The sequence below is a fragment of the Anaerobacillus sp. 63XJN7_5_ISO-PGPR-S23-430 genome (genome assembly GCF_056173695.1).
The window spans coordinates 3204197-3225321 of record NZ_CM149686.1; the positions used below are offsets into that span (position 1 = coordinate 3204197).

The following is a 21125-nucleotide window of genomic DNA, read 5'->3' on the forward strand; positions in this document are numbered from 1 at the left end:
TAATGGAGCAATTATGGGTGTTCTTTCGTGGTACGTATCAAATGATTGAACTTGATAAGCAGTCAAACCACCCTATCACAATTGGCACTAGTATCAATCACACTTTTACTATACCCTCGTCCAATTCAGACGAGCATGTCTACTCGGTACAGCTTCATAACGAGAACTTTCATTTGCAAAAAGATGATGAAGAGAGTATTCCATTGTCTCTCAATAAGCGCTCTACTTTTGAATTAGGTTCTGAAGAAGTTGCCATCATGATAACTCCTAAAGCGAAGAAGCACATTTACTACATTGATGATCAGCAGGAAGTAACCATTTCGAGGTCCTCATCAGAGATTCAAATGAGGGCTCTTCCTGAAAAAGTTAGCCTTGTTTTAACCCGTGAGAAGAAACATTGGACAATTACAGCTAATAGTCAAACAACCGTTTATCATAATGGTTCGCTCTTACATAGTAAATCACCACTTCAAATCGGTGACATGATTTTCCTGCCGATGATGACATTGACACTAATAGCTGAGGATATGCTTGAGGTAACAAGTCCAGAGACGTTTGAAACCTCTCTCCCAGAGGCCACGATTCCGTCATCTGAAATGAAGAAAAAATACCCAAACTATCGTCGTACGCCGAGGATGATGTATGAATTACCTGAGAATAAGATTGATCTATCCTTCCCTACTCAAGAATCTGATCGGAATAATCGAAGCCTTTGGATTATTATCCTTCCTCCATTAATGATGCTTATCGTTATGGGGTTAGTAGCGATTCTTATTCCAAGAGGCATTTTCATTCTTATTTCTGTTGTTATGTTTACGACAACACTCGTTACATCGACAGTGCAATATTTTAAAGATAAAAGTCATCAAAAGAAATCAAAAGCACGTAAGAAACGGATATATAAAAGATACCTTGAGGATAAGCGACACGAACTTCATGAATTGGCTCAAAAGCAGAGAAAAGTTCTTACGTTCCACTACCCTAGCTTTGAGCGAATGAAATACTTAACCGAGCAGGTTTCTGACCGTTTATGGGAACGTAGCCTAGAGAGTCCTGACTTCCTTCAATTTCGCTTAGGAACGGGAACGGTACCAGCAAGCTATAAAATATCCGTTAATTCAGCTGACATGTCGACACGAGAAATGGATGAACTATTAGAAGAATCCCAGAACCTGAAGCGAGTATACAATGAACTGCACTCCCTTCCTATTACCGCAGACTTATTCCAGGGAGCAATTGGCCTTATCGGAAAAGAAGCAGTTGTTAAAAATGAACTGCATCAAATCATTGGACAGCTGGCCTTCTTCCATAGCTATCATGACATCCGATTTGTCTTCATCTTTAATGAAGAGGAATACGCCGAATGGGAATGGATGAAATGGTTACCGCACTTGCAAATGCCGGGATCATTTGCAAAAGGGTTTATTTATAATGAGCAAACGCGAGATCAGCTCCTCTCTTCGATCTATGAAATGATTCGAGAACGGGATCTAGAAGAAGATAAAGAAAAGCTACGATTCGCACCACATTATGTGTTTATTATTTCGAATCACAACTTAATCTCGGACCATGTCATTTTGGAGTACTTAGAAAGTGAACATACACATCTTGGTCTTTCAACTATTTTCGTTGCAGAGGCTAAAGAGAGCCTATCAGACAATATCCATACGCTGATTCGCTATATTAACAAGAGCGAAGGCGATATTCTCATTCAAGAGAAAAAAGCAGCCGAAATTTCATTCGAACTTGATCAGCACAAGCAAAGTGGTAATGAACAGTTTTCCCGAATGCTCCGCACGCTGAATCACCAGCGCGGCATAACGAATTCCATTCCTGAGAAAGTATCCTTCCTGCAAATGTTGAATATGGAAGATATTGATGAATTACCGGTTTCACATAATTGGGTGACGAATCAATCATCGAAATCACTTGCAGCACCAGTGGGACTTAAAGGGCGCCAGGATGTTGTGGAATTAAATCTTCATGAGAAAGCTCATGGTCCCCACGGATTACTTGCTGGTACAACTGGATCCGGGAAGAGTGAATTTTTACAAACATATATTCTTTCGCTAGCCGTCCACTACCATCCACATGAAGTGGCATTTCTGTTAATTGACTATAAAGGTGGAGGTATGGCACAGCCATTTAAACAAATCCCTCACTTGTTAGGGACAATTACAAATATAGAAGGTAGCGAAAATTTCAGTACGCGAGCACTCGCTTCCATAAAAAGTGAGTTAAAGAAACGACAAACCATCTTTGATCAGTATGAAGTGAGTCATATTAATGACTATACGGTTCTTTATAAAAATGGCGTAGCGGCTGTACCTATGCCTCATCTCTTTTTAATTTCTGATGAATTTGCTGAGTTAAAAACAGAAGAGCCAGAATTTATTAAAGAGCTTGTCAGTGCTGCACGAATTGGTCGAAGTCTAGGTGTGCATCTCATTCTTGCCACGCAAAAACCTGGTGGCGTAATTGATAATCAGATCTGGAGTAACGCTCGTTTCCGCGTCGCTCTAAAAGTACAAAACGTAGAGGATAGTCGTGAAATTTTAAAGAACGGTGATGCTGCATCACTAACCGTGACAGGTCGGGCATACTTACAGGTTGGGAATAATGAGGTGTACGATTTATTTCAATCGGCCTATAGCCGAGCGACATATATGGAAGACACCTCCGATATGGAAGATGAGGTTGCCTTAGTTACTGATCTTGGTCTCGTTCCTCTGTCAGAGCTATCATCATCAAAAGAAAGTAAGAAAAAGAAGCAAAGTGAAATCGAAGTAATTGTAGATAAAATCGTAGATGTCCAGCAGGAACTTGGACTCAGTAGATTGCCGAGTCCATGGCTTCCACCACTCGAAAAGCGATTGTATCGTCATGATTTTGAATCAGATAAGAAGAAAATCGCCTTTGCCCTGCTGGATGAACCTGAAAAACAAGCACAATCTCCATACGATTATGAATTAATTAAGGATGGCAATGTTGGCATATTTGGCTCATCAGGTTTTGGGAAGACGCAAACCATCTTAACGTTACTTATGAGCATCGCATCAACAAACACGCCGGAAGAAGCGCAATTTTATATACTTGATTTCGGTAACGGTGGTTTATTATCCATTAAGAACTTGCCTCATACGGGAGATTATTTCTTAATAGATGAGGAACGCAAACTAAACAAATTGTTGAAGTTCATTCAGGAAGAATTTACGAAGCGTAAACGACTCTTTCAGCGTGAAGAAGTGAGCTCCATTACGATGTACAATCGTCTAAATGACAAACCTCTTCCTCTTCTCTTTATTACGATCGATAACTATGATCTCGTAAAAGAAGAACTGATGGACCTTGATCCGATCTTCACTCAGTTTGCGCGAGACGGACAGTCGCTCGGTATTTATATGATCTTGAGCGCTACGCGTTTGAACTCGGTTCGTCAGGCACTGATGAATAACCTTAAAACAAAAATTGTCCATTATTTATTAGATAACTCAGAAGCTTACACCGTTCTTGGAAGAATCCCCTTTGCTCCAGAAGCAGTACCGGGTAGAGCCATAATGAAGAAGGAGAAAACACACTTCGGTCAAATAGTGCTACCAACTAGAGGGGAAGATGACTATGAACAGCTAGCTTCATTGAAAGAAGAAGTCCAAATGCTACAAGACAAATACCGTGATGTGAGCAAGCCTGAAGCTATTCCAATGCTACCGACTGATCTTACGTTAAAGACGTTCCATACGTACATTCCAGCTTCGGAATCAAAGAAAACTTATCCGATTGGATTGCATGAAGAAACAGTTAAGCCTGTTTTCCTTTCCTTTGCGCAGACTTCCCATTGTCTTGTACTTGGACAGGCCCAGAAAGGTAAAACCAATATCATGCGTCTTCTTACGCAGCAAGCGTTACAGCAAGAAGGTGATCATATTGCTATATTTGATTCAATCGATCGCGGACTTTTTCATCTAAAAGACGAAGTAAACACGACTTATTTAGAAACAAAAGAACAAATCGAAGAATGGATTGAACAAGTGACAACTGAATTCAAGTCACGTGCAATCACCTATCATGAGAGTATGAATAATGGCCAAACACTTGCTGAATTCTCAAGAGTTTTCCTCTTTATTGATGGATATGGACGATTTTCCCAAACTCTCGGAAACCTCCTTCAGGATCGAATGACCGCATTAATGAAAAACTATAGCCACCTCGGCTTAAGTATTATCGCATCTGGCAGTAGCAATGAACTAACGAAAGGATACGATCCGCTTACGGTCGAATTAAAGCAAATTCGTCAAATTATACTATTAATGAAGAAATCCGATCAAACGCTCATTAATCTACCTTTTGACCGGAAAGAACCCGATATTAAAGCCGGATTTGCTTATTACGTTCAAAGCGAACAAGCGCAAAAAATCCAGGTTCCACTTGTCCAAATAGAAAGGAAGGTACATGCGTGAAAGAGAAGAAAAGCATCCTTAAACTCATTCTCGTAACAGCGATCATTTTAGTTCTTCCACTCATATACTTTACTTCCATTGGAGAAAATCCAATGAAGAAGAAAGAGAGCGCAACGAAAACCATCGCTGTTATTAATGAAGATACGGGAACAGAAGAAGACGAGGAAGTAGTGAAGTTCGGAAATGACGTCCCTCCCATTCTTAAATCTGAATCAAAATACAATTGGGAAGTCGTTGGACGTAGTGCCGGAGAAAATGGACTAAACAATCAAAAGTATGATGCCATAGTGTACATCCCGTCAACATTCTCTGAGAAGATTCTAACTTATGATGAAAACCAACCTGAACAAACAAAACTAGAATACACGGTTCAGAATCAACTAAATGCCATCAATAAAGAGAAAGTTTTGCTTGAACTTGAGCAAGCAACAAATCGCGTTAATACGAAGATGTCTTCTCTTTATTGGAACTATGTATCAAACGATCTCGTCAACATCCAACAAGAGTTTGATCAAATTGTAGAGAAAGAGAAAGCATTCCAGCAAACAATGCTCTCCTTCTATACACCAAGCTCCAAAGACCTTGCTGAGCAAATGGAGCAGCAAGTGTCGATGCTTGCCAATCTTCAATCAACGTCAGAAAATGCTGAGGAACGAGCAGCAGATCAAACAAATACGATGGAAGATTTTCAAGAAAATCTAGCAAACTTTGTTACTTATACGAATGACTATCGTGAGTATCAGCAGAAACAACAAGAAGTTCTTGAACAAATTCAAGCTGATTCAGTCGATTCGATTTCACAGGCAACTGAAATGCCTCAACCGATGTTTATGAACAACAAAGAATTGTTCGAAGGTAAATCTGAGAGCGTTCTTGAAAACATGTCTCAGGTAGAAAATCAGATGATGCAGCAGCAAGAAATGTTTGCTGGTTTAAAAGAACTTCGGTATGACCAGGTTGAGCGCCAGGTTAACGATTTCTATACGCTACAAGAGCGAATTCTTAATTACTATCAGCAGCTAAAAGACTCCATGGTTTTAAATGAACTAGAAGGAGAAATCGCCACGCTTAGTAATAAGCTCGGTGATGGAGATGAGATTGTCATTCCCGATGACCCTGAACTACCTGAGGTCCCTGAAGATCCAGAAGAACCCGTTGATCCGGAAGAGCCAGGTGAAGAAGAAGATCCAATGGAAGACCTTACGAAACTTCTAAAGAGCTTACAGGATGAAGAGCCTCCTGTGATCGATGAAGATGGAGAAACAAATGGTCCAACTCCAGTTGATTTAAGTGCAGAACGCAATGAGTTGTTAGCCATCGCACAGGAAATTGTGACGCTACAGGAAACGTTGATTGCGCTCGAGGAACCAAAAGTAGAAGATCTTCAAACCGCATCGACAACGTTATTAACGCTCAACGATCGGATAAAGCAAACCGAGCAGCAACTTTTAGCCAAAGAAGGCGGCGACAAACCACTTGACGGCGAATTGGAAGAGCTAAAGAAGCTTATCGATACGCTAACTGAAGAGAATAAAAGTTTACTTGTACAAATTGAAGAGTTAACAAAGGAAGTTGAAAAGCTAACAAAAGAAAACGAAACGCTCTCTTCTCAAAAAGAAACGTTAATGGAACAGGTTGATGTATTAAAAGAGTCAAATACCGAGTTAAAAGACTTGCTAGTAATGGTATCTGATAAGATTTATCGTATTTCATCCGGCATTAATGAAAAAGAAAATGCGATTCTAGCATCACCTGCTCTATCACAAGCTAGAAAAGATACGCTATCCGTCTTTTTCCAACGTCCGATCAAAGGTGCGAATTTGACGGATGTTCTTCAGTACTATGCATACCTGGATCGATATGAAGCAACGCTAAATAGTATGCTTTCTAAAAACAACGTGAAAGAAACCGTTCTACAGGACAATGACCTTCGTGAAGAAGTGAATAGCATGTTAGAACTAACCAACAAAGAAGAAGGCCAATGGGACGCGGTTGGAACTCAAGTACCAAAAACGAGCGACGCCCTGACGACGTTACAAGATGATTTCACTGTCTTTTTAGCGGACTACAAAAACGTTCTCGACACACAGCAAGCGAAGTTACTCGAAAGCTTGAATGGAATTGAAGAAGAAGCAGATAACGTTCTAAACCAGATGCAACAAGCTCAGCAACAAACCCCTGATGAAACTACGCAGGGTACGCAAGTTATGAGCAATCATGATCAAGTTAAAAGTCAGATGGGTTCTTTGTATGATTGGGTGGATTCAATTGAAGATAGCCAATCCGAAATTCTTACCTACACTGATGAACTCCAGTCTCGAGTGGCTGAAGTGCAAACAGACGCTAACACACTGAATAATAAGTGGGACACGAATGTTGCTTCAACCCTTATGATTCGTGATGATGTCTTTAACGTCATGGGGAATGCGTTTGTAGATGGTCGATCAAATGATTACGTCTATGATTTCCTAGCTACTCCAATTGACGTCACCGGTAGCGTCTTTACAGATAAGAAAGATACGAATCTTCCACCTGTTGTGATTTTATTCATTATTCTCTTAAGCAGCTTATTGATTGGTTATGCAAGCTACTACTTCCAACATGGTCCGTGGTGGTTGCAAAGTATCTTATTCTTAATGCTGACAAGTATCGTTGGTCTCGTTATAAGTCTCTACAGCTTATCGATTTACCCTTTAGGAAACGATCGTTCAATGGAATGGACAATCTTTACGATCTTACTTTTATTAAGCTGTGCAGCGTTAATTCGCGTTGCCTTTATGGGACATCATTTATTAGGATGGCTAGTCACAGTTGGCCTCGTTGCCCTGTTTGTGACACCTTTACTTGCACTTTCGACACCGAACTTTAGCTTTACTGATCCAATGTCTCGCGTGTATATGTCTATACAGAACAGTACACAAACGCTCTTTACTGAAGGTGCGATGATTTTAACCGCTATTTTAATTGTCCTGATCATTATTCAATATGCTTTAAACAAACGGTCATGGACACAAACTAAAGAGGATGAGGCTCATGAAGCCTAAAATTATCTGTCTTATTACAACGATCTTTCTCTGCTGTCACCTTGTTCCAGTGGCAGTAGAAGCAAATACGGACATAAACGAGTTATTACCGAATGAATATCAAAAAAACAAGTTCAAGAAAAACACTGACTTGATCCATGATTCTTCAAACTCGAAGGAAATGGAAGAGATTTCTGAAGATCAGAAGACGATTTCATTTAACGAGAAAAAAGTTTTTAACCCTGAGAATACCCTAAGTGAATTATTTCTTTCCATGAGTAAAGAAAATAGCACAATTAAAGATAAAGCGGAGAATTTAAACCTTTTCTCTGAGACGGAGACAGCAGCTTTTAAATCGATTAACGAAGAAGATACAGAAACAACGTCATCCTCTTTTCAACTACTGATTGGTATTTTAATTGGTGTGTGCCTCATCGTTCTAATCATGGTGTTAGTGATTTATAATCGATTGTCGTCTTCGAAAAGCTAATCGCTCATCAAAAAAGCTACGGTCCATTTCCTGGACCGTAGCTTTTTAATTTCAAGTATCTAATAGATGGAATCGCCATAGAACCAGAAAAATCATTTTCACTTTTTAGTGGTAAATAACATTTTCTTGAGAAAACAACATCCACTCACATCCTTTCTACTTTTTACCTATTTTTAACCTTCTACTTAAACTTCTCCATTCCCGTTTCACTTTAAAAATTGAGATTAATGAAGTTGCTAAACGTTTATTAATAGTTCTATATAACCATTATTTCTAACTATTCTATATTTTAAGATAATTACAAGGCCTCATGAGAGAAGTTCAATTCCACCTTATAATTGTAAATAGATTACATATTAGGAGGAATTTATTTGAGAAAAAAGTTTATTGCCCCCCTTGTTATGACGACTGCCTTAATAACTGCATCGCTCCCTTATAATAATGTTCTAGCCGTCCAGCCTGATCATCAAGTGGAGAACCAGATAGTTAAGCAATGGAACGAAAAAGCGAACGTTCCGCTATTCGTGAAAGAGAAGCAAGCAGTTAAACGTTCTTCTACTTCTGCTGAAGATGCTCTAAACTACTTGCAACAAAATAAAGAAAAAGTTAATATCAAAAATCCAAAAGCAGACCTAAAAAAGAACAATTCCGCCAAGGATGAACTTGGAATGACTCACGTCAGGTTTAATCAAACAAAGAACGGCGTCCCCGTCGAAGGGGCTGAGATTATTGTTCACTACAATATGGATAATGAAATCACTGTCGTAAACGGAGCTTATAATGAAGATATCGAAGCAAGTAAGCTCGATACTAAACCTACCCTTTCTTCAGAAGAAGCATTGCAAGTCGCAAAATCTTCTACTCATGCTCCTTCTACATTAGATCAAGTTCCAACATCCGAGTTAGTTGTATATCCATTTGAAGGAAAAAATCACCTCACCTACAAAGTGAATGTGAACTTCTTAGGTGATGAGCCTGGTAACTGGTATGTTTTTGTTGATGCTACGTCTGGTAAAGTTGTGGATCAATATAACGCCATCATGGACGCAGGTCATTTTAAAACCCAAACCGGGACTGGTACCGGGGTACTCGGCGATCATCGTCTTCTCCACGTGACAAAAAGCAAAGGTGAAAAAGAAGGCACCGTTTTTCAACTAGCTGATTACAGTCACGAAGGATTAGATGGGATCATCACCTATGATTACTCAAAAAATTATCTTGAATTGTTTTCAAACAAAAGCGCGGCGTTTAAATCTGAATTTGCAGAACCTGCTGTTGATGCTCACTATAATTCGGAACAAGTGTATGACTATTACTTAAGTGAGCATGGACGGAACTCTCTCGATGATAACGGCATGCAGATCCAATCAGTCGTTCATTACGGAGATAATTACAACAATGCTTTCTGGAATGGGACTTACATGGTATATGGAGATGGCGATGGTGAATTCTTCATCCCTCTTGCTGCTAGCCTGGATGTAGCAGCACATGAAATGACTCACGGGGTCACATCTAATTCAGCTAACCTCATCTATCGTTTTCAATCCGGCGCTTTGAATGAATCCTTCTCGGATATTTTCGGCGCATTAATTGATGACTCAGACTGGGAGATCGGGGAAGACATTATGGCACCTGCTGCCGTTGCAGATGGACGCACTTCTCTTAGAAGCTTAAGTAATCCTAGTAAATACCCTGTTGGTGCTGCTTATGTTGCTTATGGAAACGGCGAAGGAATGTATCCATCCCATATGGATGAATTTTACGACCTTCCAGCTAACTTAGATAACGGCGGTGTTCACATCAACTCTTCGATTATTAATCACGCTGCTTACCTAACCGCTCAAGACATTGGCCGTGAGAAGCTTGGACAAATCTATTATCGTGCTTTGACTCAATACCTCACACCTAACTCCGACTTCAGTGATGCTCGACAAGCTATCGTGCAATCTGCTATTGACCTTTACGGTGAAGGTAGCGCTGAAGTGGTGGCTGCTGCAGGTGGATTTGATTCGGTGGGGATTATGGAGTAAAACAGATCAATAGAAATAAGCATGAAGCGAACTGGCTTCATGCTTATTTCTATTTCTTTCATCTTATTTAGAGACTATTAATGAATTATCCAATAAAAAATAGTTTCATAAGCTTCCTTACTATAAGCTGCTTTCTTCATAATGGAGACGAAACTACACTCACCGACAGAAATTATTTCACACTTGTAAGTTAACTAGTATTTATGGAATAATTTTATAGATAAGAAAACAAAAAGGAATAATTAAACCTCGTTAGTTGCTAGCTTATGTCTTGAAAACAATCTTTGGGAGAGTTCTACTTATGACCTTTATCTTTAGGACTTTATCATCCTTTCTTTCAGCCTTTACTGTGTCACTTATCATACACACTTTAATGTATCTATTTGACAATACTATTGAGAGTGCATTCCATCTCTCAGATGCGATGCTTAATGCCTATCTAATGCTTCCATTTTTCATTTTGATTGGTGTACCGATCTCTATCTTTATTGATTGGTATTTAACTAGAAAGGAAAGGAGCCTTTATCGGTATCATTTTCTCGCTTATACACTCGCAGGAATAATACTTTCTTCTATTTTGCCTATTATTTTCGATAGTGGCAGAGTAGTTGAGTGGCTTGCTACCTTTAGTATTCTCATTGGATGTTCGCTGATTTATTTTCATTACCTGTTACTGCTAAAGAAATGGCTTAAGTTCTATAAGAGTATACCGCTCAAATCCTAACTCAATTTCTGAAGTCAGAACTTGAGTTTTTTATTTTAATTTAATTTGGTATTTCAACTTTGTTTTATTGAATCTAACCATATTGCTAGCTTTAAACAAAACACACTAGCCTTTCAACGCATTAAAATGCTATAATGACAATATTTTAAATATTAAAACAAAGGAAGGCGTTTTGGTCATGAGGTACGGATTTGCTAAGAGAGTGCAGCATCTTCAATCATCTGCAGTGCGCGATATTTTAAAAATCACGAATAAAGGAGATGTCATTTCGTTTGCGGGAGGTTTACCAGACGACGAACTTTTTCCTGTAGAGGCAGTACAAGATGCATTTTCGAAAACATTTCAGTCAGGAGGAAAGGCTTTTCAATACGATGCCACAGAGGGATATGCTCCACTTCGAGAGGTACTTGTTGATCGCATGGACAAGAAGGGCATCGCTTCACGCGTGGATGATATTATGCTTACCACTGGTTCACAACAAGCAATCGACTTATTTGCGCGGGTAATGTTTAACCCCGGAGATATTGTTCTAACAGAAAACCCAACTTATCTTGCAGCAGTACAGGTTTTTCAATCGTATGAAGTGAAAATTATCCCTGTTGATTCGGATGAGCATGGAATGGTACCAGAGGATCTTGATTATAAAATGAAAAAGTATATGCCGAAGTGTGTGTACGTTGTCCCAACCTTCTCAAATCCGATGGGAAAAGTTTGGTCACTTGAACGACGACAACACCTACTTGATACAGCAATAAAAAAGAAAGTGATTATTTTTGAAGATGATCCGTATGGAGAAATCAAGTTCGATGGAACAAAAACATATACTCCTATATCTGCGTTAGACGATGGATCGCACACAGTCTATACGAGTACCTTTTCTAAAACCGTTGTTCCTGCGTTACGAACAGGTTGGATCAAAGGACCTCATCAAATCATCCGCATTATGGCACAAGCAAAGCAAGCGGCTGATTTGCATTCAAACTCTCTTGCTCACCAAGCACTCTATCACCTTTGCTCCGACTTTGATTTGAACGGTCACATTCAAAACCTCAGGAGTACATATTTTGAACGAATGAAGGTCATGCAACGATTGCTTGATCAAGCTGATCTACCTGGACTTTCTTATACGGTTCCTAAAGGCGGCATGTTCTTTTGGGTAGAACTACCAGAAGGAATTGATACGACGCTTTTATTAAATACGGCTGTAAAAAAAGGTGCGGCTTATGTACCAGGAGCTCCTTTCTATGTTTCAGATCCGAAGAAAAATACAATGCGTCTCAATTTCACTCATTCCACTCAGGATAAAATAGAGAAAGGAATGGAAATTCTAGTAGACGTCTTTCAAGGGGCAGCTGAACTGGATTTAAAAAAGATCCATCAGTAGGTATTCTATCTTTTTTTAGCTTTGTTTAAACGGAAGTGACCTCCTAATCATAAGAGGTCACTTGTATTTTACACCCATTTCACCTTTTTACCAGCTAGATTTTTTCACGCCAGGAATTTGTCCTTTATGAGCATACTCACGAAAAGCAATTCGGGACATCTTGAACTTTCTTAAATATGCTCTCGGTCTCCCTGTTACTTCACAACGATTTGTAAGACGAGTTGGTGAAGAATCACGAGGCAGCTTACGCAATGCTTCATAATCTCCTTTTTCTTTTAACTCTTTTCGAATCTGAGCGTATTGCTGAACGAGCTTCTGACGTTTCTTTTCTTTAGCTACTTTAGATTTTTTAGCCATCTAACTCTTCCTCTCTTCGTGGTATTTTGGTAAATTGTCAGAGAATGTCGACCAATCTTCCTCCATCTCATGATCAGTCAATAGACAACAATCAAGCGACTGTTCGATTTGCTCCTGGTCCAAATGAAGACCAATCATCACAAGTTCCGTCATGCGATCGCCGTGAAGATCATCCCAGCGTTCTAGTAGTTCAGGAGCTTCATGAATCAACTGTTTTTGCTCTTCAATCGAATAGGTTGCAATCCAGTTTCCAGCCGCTTCAATACTAAGGGACGGACCTGCTTGAGACAATAATCCCGTTACGTTATTTCGAGAAGCAAGCCAGAAGAATCCCTTTGCACGAACAATTTCGTCTGGCCATTGTTCAAGCCAAGATAGCCACCTTCCAGGATGAAATGGGCGCTTCCTCCGATAGACAAAAGAAGATATACCGTATTCTTCCGTTTCGGGAATATGTTCATTATTAAGTTCCTTGATCCATCCAGCACTCTGACTTGCAGCTTCAAAGTTAAATAACTTTGTGTTGAGCACTTGATCAAGAGAAAGATTGGCATGAGTTGTTGGTATAATAATGGCATCAGGATTAAGTGTACTTAAGACGGATACTAATTTTCCTATCGCTGTTTTATTCATTAAATCTGTTTTATTAAGCAATAGAACATTCGCAAATTCAATTTGATCAATTAATAGACCCACCACTTCACGCTGGTCATCCTCTGACGATTCTTCCTCACGATCTATTAAGGTTTCTCCTGATTTATAGTCATGCCAGAATCGATTACCATCAACGACGGTAACCATTGTATCTAACCTGCACAAGCGACTAAGGTCAATGCCTAACGCTTCGTCCATGTATGTAAAGGTTTGAGCTACGGGAACCGGTTCCGAAATGCCTGTTGATTCAATAACCAGATAATCAATCTCTCCTCCTTCCACCAATTCTTTTACTTCAATCATCAAATCTTCCCTTAACGTACAACAGATACATCCATTATGAAGTTCCACCAACTTTTCATCAGTTCTAGCAAAACCACTTTTAATTAGTTCAGCATCAATATTAATTTCACTCATATCGTTGACGATCACAGCAATCCGGCGCTTCTCTCTATTTGCAAGAATATGATTTAACAACGTCGTTTTACCAGATCCCAAATATCCACTTAACACTGTCACTGGGACTTTATTGGTCATACTTTTCATCCTCCAAATCAAAATTATTACGATTTAAAACGTGTGCTTTTCATAATTCGTTCTGTCGCTTTCCTCGCTCCAATAATATTGCGTGAAGCTGGACCGATCTCAAGCTCCGCAAGAGGTCCCATAACAAATAGGTGTGGGCACCATTCCAGGCTTTCTTCCACAATTGGATAACCGCAATTAGCACACGTAAGGTCTTCTTTAGCGATTAATTGAAGAAGCCAACGTTGATTTGTTAACGCTCGTTCAAAGCCTGTAGCAAAGAGCACCGTTGCTGGTCGATAAACTGTTGATTCTTTTGTCATTAATTCATTGGATTCACTAGAAACAGTTTGAATTTCATTTTGAACAATCGATAACTTCCCTTGCTTTTTTAAGTGATGCAATCGACTGTAAAGTTCAGAAGGAATGGAGCCACGATGTCTTGCTTGATGAATCATCTTTCTTCTAACATCATAGTTCTTAACCTGAGAATAAGCGTCCAAATATTTGGGCCCAAGCCACCCAGGATCGCTGTCAAAGTTATGTACACGAAATGGATGACGAGACATTAATGTGACTTCCCTAGGAAACCGACGAGACAGACCAATAGCTGTATGGACTGCCGTAATTCCTCCTCCAACGATCAAAAAAGGTGGCTTTATATTATCCATGTTTAGTTCAGAATCAAATATGTGATACCCATTATTCCATTCAGTTGCCCATGTCGGATAGTGCAGTTCATTATTACCAATCGCAATAACACTATTTTTTGTATAATAAATGTGGTGATCTTCCGTTTCAATTTCCCAAAATGGTCCTTGTTTCTTCATTAGCTTCACCTTCGTTTGACACCAACTATCTTGTAAGCAAGCTTCTTCAAAAACGGAGGTTGCATGTTGATTAAAGAGACCTAATGAGGGGCGATCATAGTAACCGTAAAAAGGGTTGTCATAGTTCATCTTTTTCGCATATTTGTCTAAACTGAAAGGAGATACATCAATGTGGTGAACAGAAGGCGACCGAAGAAACGGCATCTGAATGCGCTCGGTTCTCTCCTTCCACCTTTCAAGCGGTCCGGAATGGGGATCAATAATTAAGATCTCTTCTTTTTTAACTTTTCCGCTTTTCAAAAGGGACGTTGCGATCGTACAACCGTGAATACCTCCACCTATAATAATCCATTCATACATATGACCACCCCCGCAAATCGTAACTGTTACGATTTGTATTGTATACTAGATAAATTTATAATGCAATCTCTCATTCCAAATTGATTATATATATCATAGAAAAAAAAGGGATATGCTCCCTTTCTAAAATGGATAAACATATGGATCTTTAGGGGCCTCAATTTGCTTCATTTCATCTGGTAGTAAAAGCATCATTTCTTGACCGTTATAAGATGTGTTCGAAATTGTTCCCGTTACCTCGACCCATGTATCTTCTTCAATGGAATGAACTTGATCACTTTCAATTAAAGTTCCATAGACACTTGCATCTGCCACGCAACAGTTCATACCAAATCTAGCGACAACGATTTGCTTGTCATTAAAATCGGGTTCACGGTACACAAAACCTTTGATCGTCAATTTTTTCCCAATGAATTGCTCCAAATTCAAATCGATTGTTGTAATCACATCGAGGTAATTTTTATTCGTTATTTGAATGTGGTCCATTCCAGAATATTTTTCTGCAAGCTCATCGTATTTATTATAATCAGCAGAATAGCCTGAAGAGGTGTTTGAAGCAGGAGATTTAGCTGCTTCATTCTTCACTCGCTCATCCATTTCCTCCATGTAAGCTTCTGGATCTTCCAGAAATTTATCCACGTCTTGTGTATTTGTATCTGACGGATCTTCTGACAAAGCTGCCGAGCTATCTGGCGGTTTTGTATACAACCCTCCCCCATATTGAATGCCTCTATTTGCCGCTACTGTACTATCGATTACTTTTTGAGGAAGCCCTAATCCTCCTAGAACAGGAAGGATAAATAACAGATAAATAATCGTTTTACGCACAAATGACCCTTTCATATGATGATCTGCACCACAGTTACATTCAATCTCCTCCGCCAGGTTTGAGGACATACTTTTAAAAAATTGAATAATTCCTATTAAAAAGAAGCAGCCACCTGCAAAATAAACAAACGGAAGCATTTTCGGAGCAACATAAAGAAGGATCGTTTCACTCAGAACTAGCTTGATGATTAATAAGAAAAAACCCATTAAGATAATACTTCTTAAAAACATATGAAACTGCAGTGAAGCTGTCGACTTACTCTCGTCCAAACCCATTCCTCCTCTCTTAATTTAAAAAACCGCTTACCACTAATACAGAACAAAATGTAACTACCGTTATGGTTAACATAAGAACTAAGACAAACTTTGTCTTAAAGTATGCGAAATACAACAGCATATTTTTCAAATCAAGCATCGGTCCATAGACTAGGAAAGCAAGTAAAGACGTACTAGAAAACTGATTCGAAAAGGAAGCTGCTACAAAAGCATCTGCTTCTGAACAGAGAGATAAAATAAACGCTAGCCCCATCATAACGCCCGTTGATTCTGCTTCATTTGTAATAAATGAAGCAAGGAGGTTGCGGTCAAGAAACCCATTGACCACACTGGCTAAAAACGCACCAATGATGAGGTATTTCCCCATATCGAAGAATTCATCGCTAGCATGATAGAACGTTTGCTTCCACTTATTTCTTTTCATCGTAGTTATGGTTCTTGTCTCTCCAATAAGTTCTTCCTTTGTCCATCTTAATTGATTTGTAGTACCGAAAATCCGGAACATCACAAAACCAATAATGATGGATAAGACAAAGCCCAATCCCATTCTGAAATAAAGTACAGTAAGATCCTGTTGAAAGGCATAGTATGTAGATGCGGCTACGATTGGATTTAGAATAGGTGCAGCCATTAATAGGACAACACCGAATTGAAGCGGCATCCCTTTTTTAATTAACCTTCTTACCACTGGAATAATGGCGCATTCACAAACAGGAAAAACAGCACCAAGTAGCGCTGCAGAAATCAAGCCTAGATACGCGTGTTTCGGTAACACTTTCTGAAGAGTTTCTTCAGAAACAAACGATTGAATCAGCGCAGATACAAACACACCTATAAGAACAAACGGGATCGCTTCTAATAAAATACTAATAAAAATAGCATTTACATTTAACCATTCACTAGGGAAATCAAACTGAAAATATTGAAGAACTTGTGTATTAAATAAAAATAAGATAACAAAGATTAAAAACAATAGGATTCCTATAAAATCCTTTATACTATTGCTTACAGTATGAATCATACATCCACCTCCATACCACCTTATATTTGTCTTATAAGACTTTTCCTCTCACTTTGCAAATCATAATTGATTCGATTTAGAATCTATTAGTGCTTCTATTATTCTATGTCCATCCAGATCACTCATGACCATTTAATGAAATGGACTTCATTCAGACATGCTTGAATGAAAATTCCGGTTTAACTTTTCTTCGTTTAAAGAATCTCCTATGAGTATCATAATCGGGTTCATTTCTTCTCCAACAGTTTGTAAGAGTCTTAGCTCTCCAGAGGCAAATTGAAAATGATAGTTCATATGTTCACCTTTAAATCGAACAATACCTTTCCCTCTCAAAACTTCCATTGGTAACTCAGTAATCCATTTTTCGAAAAGTAGTCGATCTACTTCCGCAAACCCATCAATCTGAATACTTCGAAGTGAAGAGTGGTTGTGACGATGTCCAACATCTCTGTGATTCTTATTCGTTATAGGAGTACGAAGACCATATCTTTTTTTAAATAATTCGGTTTCTGTAATGTTTCCAAAAGCTGTTCTAAAAACAGGAATATCTTCTTTCAACATACCACTCACTTTCTTATATATTTTCATTATAGAAGATTCTGTTATTAAATCCTCTTTATTAAGAATCACCAAATTCGCACAGGAAATTTGTTGTTTTAATAACTTACGAATTTCTTTACTACTTGTAAAGAAGTGTTGGTGTTCAAGAAAATGACTTCCATCTACAACCGTTATCATCGAGTTCAACTCATAAATCCGGGTAAATTCTGGAGTCGTTAATGCCGCTTCTATATCGATTGGATTGGCAACCCCCGTTCCTTCTATTAACAATACATCAATATCTTCTTCGCTAAATGACCGTAGTGTTTCGTTTAAATCATCCTGAATCGAGCAACAAATGCATCCATTTAATAATGTCTTTACGTTCTGTTCCTTAAAGTACGTTTCCTCCACATTCTTTGTACCTAACTCATTAAGAATAATGCCTGTTTTCATCCCTTCCTTTCTACATTTTTCTATCATACTTAGAAGTACAGTTGTCTTCCCGCTTCCAAGAAAGCCACTAATCAAATAAACTGGTACTTTCATGTTTCATTTTCCTCCCTATCCATTCGACTCTAAAATATCTTAACACAAAACGTAATGATTTTGATTTACAAATCGAAATCATTACGATAATATTAAAAATAGAATTTTACGAGGGAGGGAATATTTTGAATTTAAAATACGGGAAAATTTTATTATGTTTGATGACTGTCTTGGTCTTAGCTGCGTGTGGTGGAAAAGAAACAAGTACAACTGCTACTAATGAAAGTAGTGAAAAAACAAAACTAAGTATTTATACAACGCTATTTCCTATTGAGGATTTCACAAGGAAAATAGGTGGGGAATATGTTGAAGTTGTCTCGATTTTACCACCTGGATCTGATGCCCATACTTACGAACCAACGACACAAACGATGATTAAGATTGCTGAAGCAGATGCATTTATCTATAACGGGTTAGGAATGGAAAGCTATGCTGAAGCTATTGCTAATTCGGTAGGTGATGTAGAGATTGTTGAAGCTTCATCTGGAATTGAAACCTTAGAACATAGTGATGAACATGACGAGCATTCGGAAGAAGAACACAAAGAGCACTCTGAAGAGGAACATTCGGATGAGCATGACCATGGTGATCAAGATCCTCACGTATGGCTTGACCCTAACAAGGCGATAGGAATGGCGGAAAACATTAAAGAGACATTAATTGAACTTAAGCCAGATGCAAAAGAGGATTTCGAAGCCAACTTTCAAAAAGTTAAAAACGATTTAACTGAACTGGATAAAGAGTTTGCTCGTTTAGTAGATTCCAAAGATCATCCTGAAATGATTGTTTCTCATGCTGCTTATGGGTATTGGGAAAACCGTTATAGCATTCATCAAATTGCGATTTCCGGGCTTTCTCCGTCAAATGAGCCATCTCAAAAAGCGCTTGAAGAAATTATTCATACGGCTAAGGAGAAAAATCTGGATTATGTATTGTTCGAACAAAACGTTACCCCTAAGGTGGCACAAAGCCTCCAGTCCGAAATTGGAGCAAAAGCACTTCGTCTTCACAATTTATCTGTTCTTACTGAGGATGATATTAATAACAAAGAAGATTATTTTAGCTTAATGCGTAGAAATCTTGTAACGCTGGATCAAGCATTAAAGTAAAATCACGAAAGAAACCCTTCTCCTTAAATAAACTTATTGATTTCATTTCATTCCTCTATTTTTCTCTTCTTTTGACTACGTAGGTATTTAACATATGAAAAAAGAACCAAGAGAATAAGTCTCTTGGTTCTTCTTCATTCTAATTAATAAGCACCCTCCGAATAAGTCAGTTCATAGCTATGAGAATAGATCTCGAAAATATTGCCGAACGGATCTTCCACATACACCATTCTAAATGGCTTTTCATTTGGATAGTATTCGCGGATCGGCATACGCTGTTTCCCGCCGTGCTGCTTAATTTTCTCAACGATTCCTTCAATATCAGGGTCCTGGATACAGAAGTGGAAAATACCTGTTTTCCAGTATTCGAAGTTATTTTCTGGCGTTTCATTTTCCGGGAACTCAAACATTTCGACGCCAATTTTATCTCCGGTTGATAAGTGAGCAATTCGGAACGTATCCCAATCGTCTCCAAAGACATCACGGCACATTTGTCCAATCGGGGAATCATCATTGTGCACATCAGATGGCTCCATCAAAATATACCAGCCGAATACTTCCTTATAAAATTTAATAGCTTCTTCGAGGTTTGGAACCGATAGTCCTATATGAGAAAAACTTCTTGGATATGGTAACATAGTTTTAAACTCCTCCTTAGTGATTATGTTCTGTCAACATACGTTTATTATACTGAGAATTAAAAGATCATGTAAGAACGCACTTTTTTGTGCGATACTAACCAAAAGGTAAGAAAGGAGTCGATCCAACATGAATTCTCCAGTGGATCAAAACGGAAAACTAAAATGCTCGATTGAATATACATTAAAGAAAATCGGCGGTAAATGGAAAACGGTGATTTTGTGGCACCTCTGTGTGGATGGGAGTTTTCGCTACAATGAATTACGCCAGTTACTACCAGGCGTCACACATAAAGTGATGAGTCATCAGTTAAAAGAACTAGAAGAAGAAGGTTTCATCGATCGAAAACAACAAAATACCGTCCCACCAAAAGTGGAATATTCGATTACGGAAAAAGGCAAAACGTTGATGCCGATTTTAGAGCAGATGCACTTGTGGGGGACTGAGAATCAAAAATAATAAGTGCCTGTCATGACAGGCACCAGCAATAGATCATCTTATTTTGAAATCTCGTAAATACCTTCTCCACTTGCCACTAATGCTTTTGTAACAACACTCGCAAAAAGGGAGACGTCAATTACACCAGGTATTTCTTTCAGGCGTTTTTCAAGTTGAACACTCTCCTGCCCTTTCTCAAACCAAACATCAATTAAAAAGTTTCCATAATCGGTAACTGTATATCCATCCTTCGCAGAACTTGAACGCACTTCTGCCTTTCCTTCCATCTCTCCTACTTTCTTTAGTACATATGCAAGTGAATCTTGCAAAATCTCCAGTACGACTGGATGCTGATAACTTAATTCCGGAACAACTTTAGAATCATCAACGAGCAAGATATAGTCCTTTGCCATTTGAGCAATGAGCTTTTCTTGCGTGTGAATACCACCGCCGCTCTTTAGTGCATGTAACTTTTCATCAACCTCATCACAACCATCAAATGCAACATCTACTTCCTCAACGGTACTTGTTGGTAGCACTTCCAGGCCCTGATTTACGCATAGATGCTTTGTTTTTAGAGATGGAGTTACGACTTTTACATTTAACTTTTCTTGCTTAATAAAGTCAATTAAATATCCAATTGTACTTCCGCCACCAAGACCGATGATGGTTTCATCTGTTATGTATTCTAGAGCTGCTTTGGCACATTTCTGTTTCATGTCCATTTTGACACCTTACCTTTTTTCAGAGTTTATCTTCTTGTAAGAAAGCTAGAATTGGTTGGTTTTATTGTAACAAAATGAGAAGTGAAAAAGTTTAGAAGGACAAGGATATTCACAAATAATTGACGGAAAAGGTCTTCGCTCTTGGAACAAACAGTTATATTCGGCA

16 protein-coding genes are annotated in these 21125 nt (G+C 38.7%); 8 read left to right on the plus strand and 8 right to left on the minus strand.

From position 1 onward, the window contains the following. Positions 1 to 2: 2 nt before the first annotated feature. The 6 genes from essC (at position 3) to AC0VYJ_RS16855 (ending at position 12108) form a co-directional block, all read left to right on the plus strand. Positions 3 to 4457: a type VII secretion protein EssC gene (essC, locus tag AC0VYJ_RS16830; protein ID WP_475365678.1), complete on the plus strand. Its 4455-nt coding sequence runs from the start codon at positions 3 to 5 to the stop codon at positions 4455 to 4457. Further along, positions 4454 to 7501 carry a type VII secretion protein EsaA gene (gene esaA / locus AC0VYJ_RS16835; RefSeq protein ID WP_475365679.1) on the plus strand — a complete coding sequence of 1016 codons (3048 nt, stop codon included), beginning with the start codon at positions 4454 to 4456 and terminating at the stop codon, positions 7499 to 7501. Before essC ends, esaA begins: the two co-directional genes overlap by 4 nt. Continuing rightward, the gene (gene essA / locus AC0VYJ_RS16840) at positions 7491 to 7970 is read left to right on the plus strand and encodes a type VII secretion protein EssA (RefSeq protein WP_475365680.1); all 480 of its coding nucleotides are present in this window, start codon (positions 7491 to 7493) and stop codon (positions 7968 to 7970) included. The genes esaA and essA overlap by 11 nt, the downstream gene beginning before the upstream one ends. A 371-nt stretch (positions 7971 to 8341) precedes the next feature. After that, positions 8342 to 10000 (plus strand): M4 family metallopeptidase, encoded by a 1659-nt coding sequence (locus AC0VYJ_RS16845; RefSeq protein ID WP_475365681.1) that lies wholly within the window; start codon positions 8342 to 8344, stop codon positions 9998 to 10000. Positions 10001 to 10301: 301 nt separating this feature from the next. After that, entirely contained in the window at positions 10302 to 10724 is a 423-nt protein-coding gene (locus AC0VYJ_RS16850) for a hypothetical protein (RefSeq protein ID WP_430241816.1), read from the plus strand. Between the two features lie 178 nt (positions 10725 to 10902). Further along, on the plus strand, positions 10903 to 12108 hold the full coding sequence (locus AC0VYJ_RS16855; protein ID WP_430241814.1) for an aminotransferase-like domain-containing protein: 1206 nt from the start codon (positions 10903 to 10905) through the stop codon (positions 12106 to 12108). Positions 12109 to 12195: 87 nt separating this feature from the next. Here AC0VYJ_RS16855 and rpsN read toward each other — a convergent pair whose 3' ends face one another. The 6 genes from rpsN to AC0VYJ_RS16885 form a co-directional block, all read right to left on the minus strand. Next, positions 12196 to 12465, minus strand: a complete 270-nt coding sequence (gene rpsN, locus AC0VYJ_RS16860) for a 30S ribosomal protein S14 (RefSeq protein ID WP_165997464.1) — start codon at positions 12463 to 12465, stop codon at positions 12196 to 12198. Then, positions 12466 to 13656 carry a GTP-binding protein gene (locus AC0VYJ_RS16865; RefSeq protein ID WP_475365682.1) on the minus strand — a complete coding sequence of 397 codons (1191 nt, stop codon included), beginning with the start codon at positions 13654 to 13656 and terminating at the stop codon, positions 12466 to 12468. Positions 13657 to 13682: 26 nt separating this feature from the next. Beyond that, the gene (locus tag AC0VYJ_RS16870; RefSeq protein ID WP_475365683.1) at positions 13683 to 14834 is read right to left on the minus strand and encodes an FAD/NAD(P)-binding protein; all 1152 of its coding nucleotides are present in this window, start codon (positions 14832 to 14834) and stop codon (positions 13683 to 13685) included. 123 nt (positions 14835 to 14957) lie between these two features. Beyond that, on the minus strand, positions 14958 to 15932 hold the full coding sequence (locus AC0VYJ_RS16875; protein ID WP_475365684.1) for a TIGR03943 family putative permease subunit: 975 nt from the start codon (positions 15930 to 15932) through the stop codon (positions 14958 to 14960). A 16-nt stretch (positions 15933 to 15948) separates the two neighbouring features. Further along, complete coding sequence (locus AC0VYJ_RS16880; protein WP_475367509.1) at positions 15949 to 16956, minus strand: permease; 1008 nt, start codon at positions 16954 to 16956, stop codon at positions 15949 to 15951. Positions 16957 to 17106: 150 nt separating this feature from the next. Continuing rightward, positions 17107 to 18048 carry a CobW family GTP-binding protein gene (locus AC0VYJ_RS16885; RefSeq protein WP_475365685.1) on the minus strand — a complete coding sequence of 314 codons (942 nt, stop codon included), beginning with the start codon at positions 18046 to 18048 and terminating at the stop codon, positions 17107 to 17109. A 125-nt stretch (positions 18049 to 18173) separates the two neighbouring features. On the opposite strand from AC0VYJ_RS16885, the gene AC0VYJ_RS16890 reads away from it, so the two are divergent. Then, positions 18174 to 19157: a metal ABC transporter solute-binding protein, Zn/Mn family gene (locus AC0VYJ_RS16890; protein WP_475365686.1), complete on the plus strand. Its 984-nt coding sequence runs from the start codon at positions 18174 to 18176 to the stop codon at positions 19155 to 19157. Between the two features lie 143 nt (positions 19158 to 19300). Here the strand turns inward: AC0VYJ_RS16890 and AC0VYJ_RS16895 are convergent, their stop codons facing one another. After that, positions 19301 to 19795: a lactoylglutathione lyase family protein gene (locus tag AC0VYJ_RS16895; RefSeq protein ID WP_194219131.1), complete on the minus strand. Its 495-nt coding sequence runs from the start codon at positions 19793 to 19795 to the stop codon at positions 19301 to 19303. A 130-nt stretch (positions 19796 to 19925) separates the two neighbouring features. On the opposite strand from AC0VYJ_RS16895, the gene AC0VYJ_RS16900 reads away from it, so the two are divergent. Continuing rightward, positions 19926 to 20255, plus strand: coding sequence for a winged helix-turn-helix transcriptional regulator (locus tag AC0VYJ_RS16900; RefSeq protein ID WP_430241802.1), 330 nt, complete (start codon positions 19926 to 19928; stop codon positions 20253 to 20255). A gap of 38 nt (positions 20256 to 20293) precedes the next feature. Here the strand turns inward: AC0VYJ_RS16900 and rpiA are convergent, their stop codons facing one another. After that, positions 20294 to 20953: a ribose 5-phosphate isomerase A gene (gene rpiA, locus AC0VYJ_RS16905; RefSeq protein WP_475365687.1), complete on the minus strand. Its 660-nt coding sequence runs from the start codon at positions 20951 to 20953 to the stop codon at positions 20294 to 20296. Positions 20954 to 21125 lie beyond the last annotated feature (172 nt).

Excerpts from the sequence above, each read along its gene's own strand:
- AC0VYJ_RS16870 (WP_475365683.1), bottom strand. The coding sequence starts at position 14,834 with ATGTATGAATGGATTATTATAGGTGGAGGTATTCACGGTTGTACGATC.
- rpiA (WP_475365687.1), bottom strand. The coding sequence starts at position 20,953 with ATGAAACAGAAATGTGCCAAAGCAGCTCTAGAATACATAACAGATGAA.
- essC (WP_475365678.1), top strand. The coding sequence starts at position 3 with ATGGAGCAATTATGGGTGTTCTTTCGTGGTACGTATCAAATGATTGAA.
- essA (WP_475365680.1), top strand. The coding sequence starts at position 7,491 with ATGAAGCCTAAAATTATCTGTCTTATTACAACGATCTTTCTCTGCTGT.
- AC0VYJ_RS16865 (WP_475365682.1), bottom strand. The coding sequence starts at position 13,656 with ATGACCAATAAAGTCCCAGTGACAGTGTTAAGTGGATATTTGGGATCT.
- AC0VYJ_RS16895 (WP_194219131.1), bottom strand. The coding sequence starts at position 19,795 with ATGTTACCATATCCAAGAAGTTTTTCTCATATAGGACTATCGGTTCCA.
- AC0VYJ_RS16900 (WP_430241802.1), top strand. The coding sequence starts at position 19,926 with ATGAATTCTCCAGTGGATCAAAACGGAAAACTAAAATGCTCGATTGAA.
- AC0VYJ_RS16850 (WP_430241816.1), top strand. The coding sequence starts at position 10,302 with ATGACCTTTATCTTTAGGACTTTATCATCCTTTCTTTCAGCCTTTACT.
- rpsN (WP_165997464.1), bottom strand. The coding sequence starts at position 12,465 with ATGGCTAAAAAATCTAAAGTAGCTAAAGAAAAGAAACGTCAGAAGCTC.
- AC0VYJ_RS16885 (WP_475365685.1), bottom strand. The coding sequence starts at position 18,048 with ATGAAAGTACCAGTTTATTTGATTAGTGGCTTTCTTGGAAGCGGGAAG.
- AC0VYJ_RS16855 (WP_430241814.1), top strand. The coding sequence starts at position 10,903 with ATGAGGTACGGATTTGCTAAGAGAGTGCAGCATCTTCAATCATCTGCA.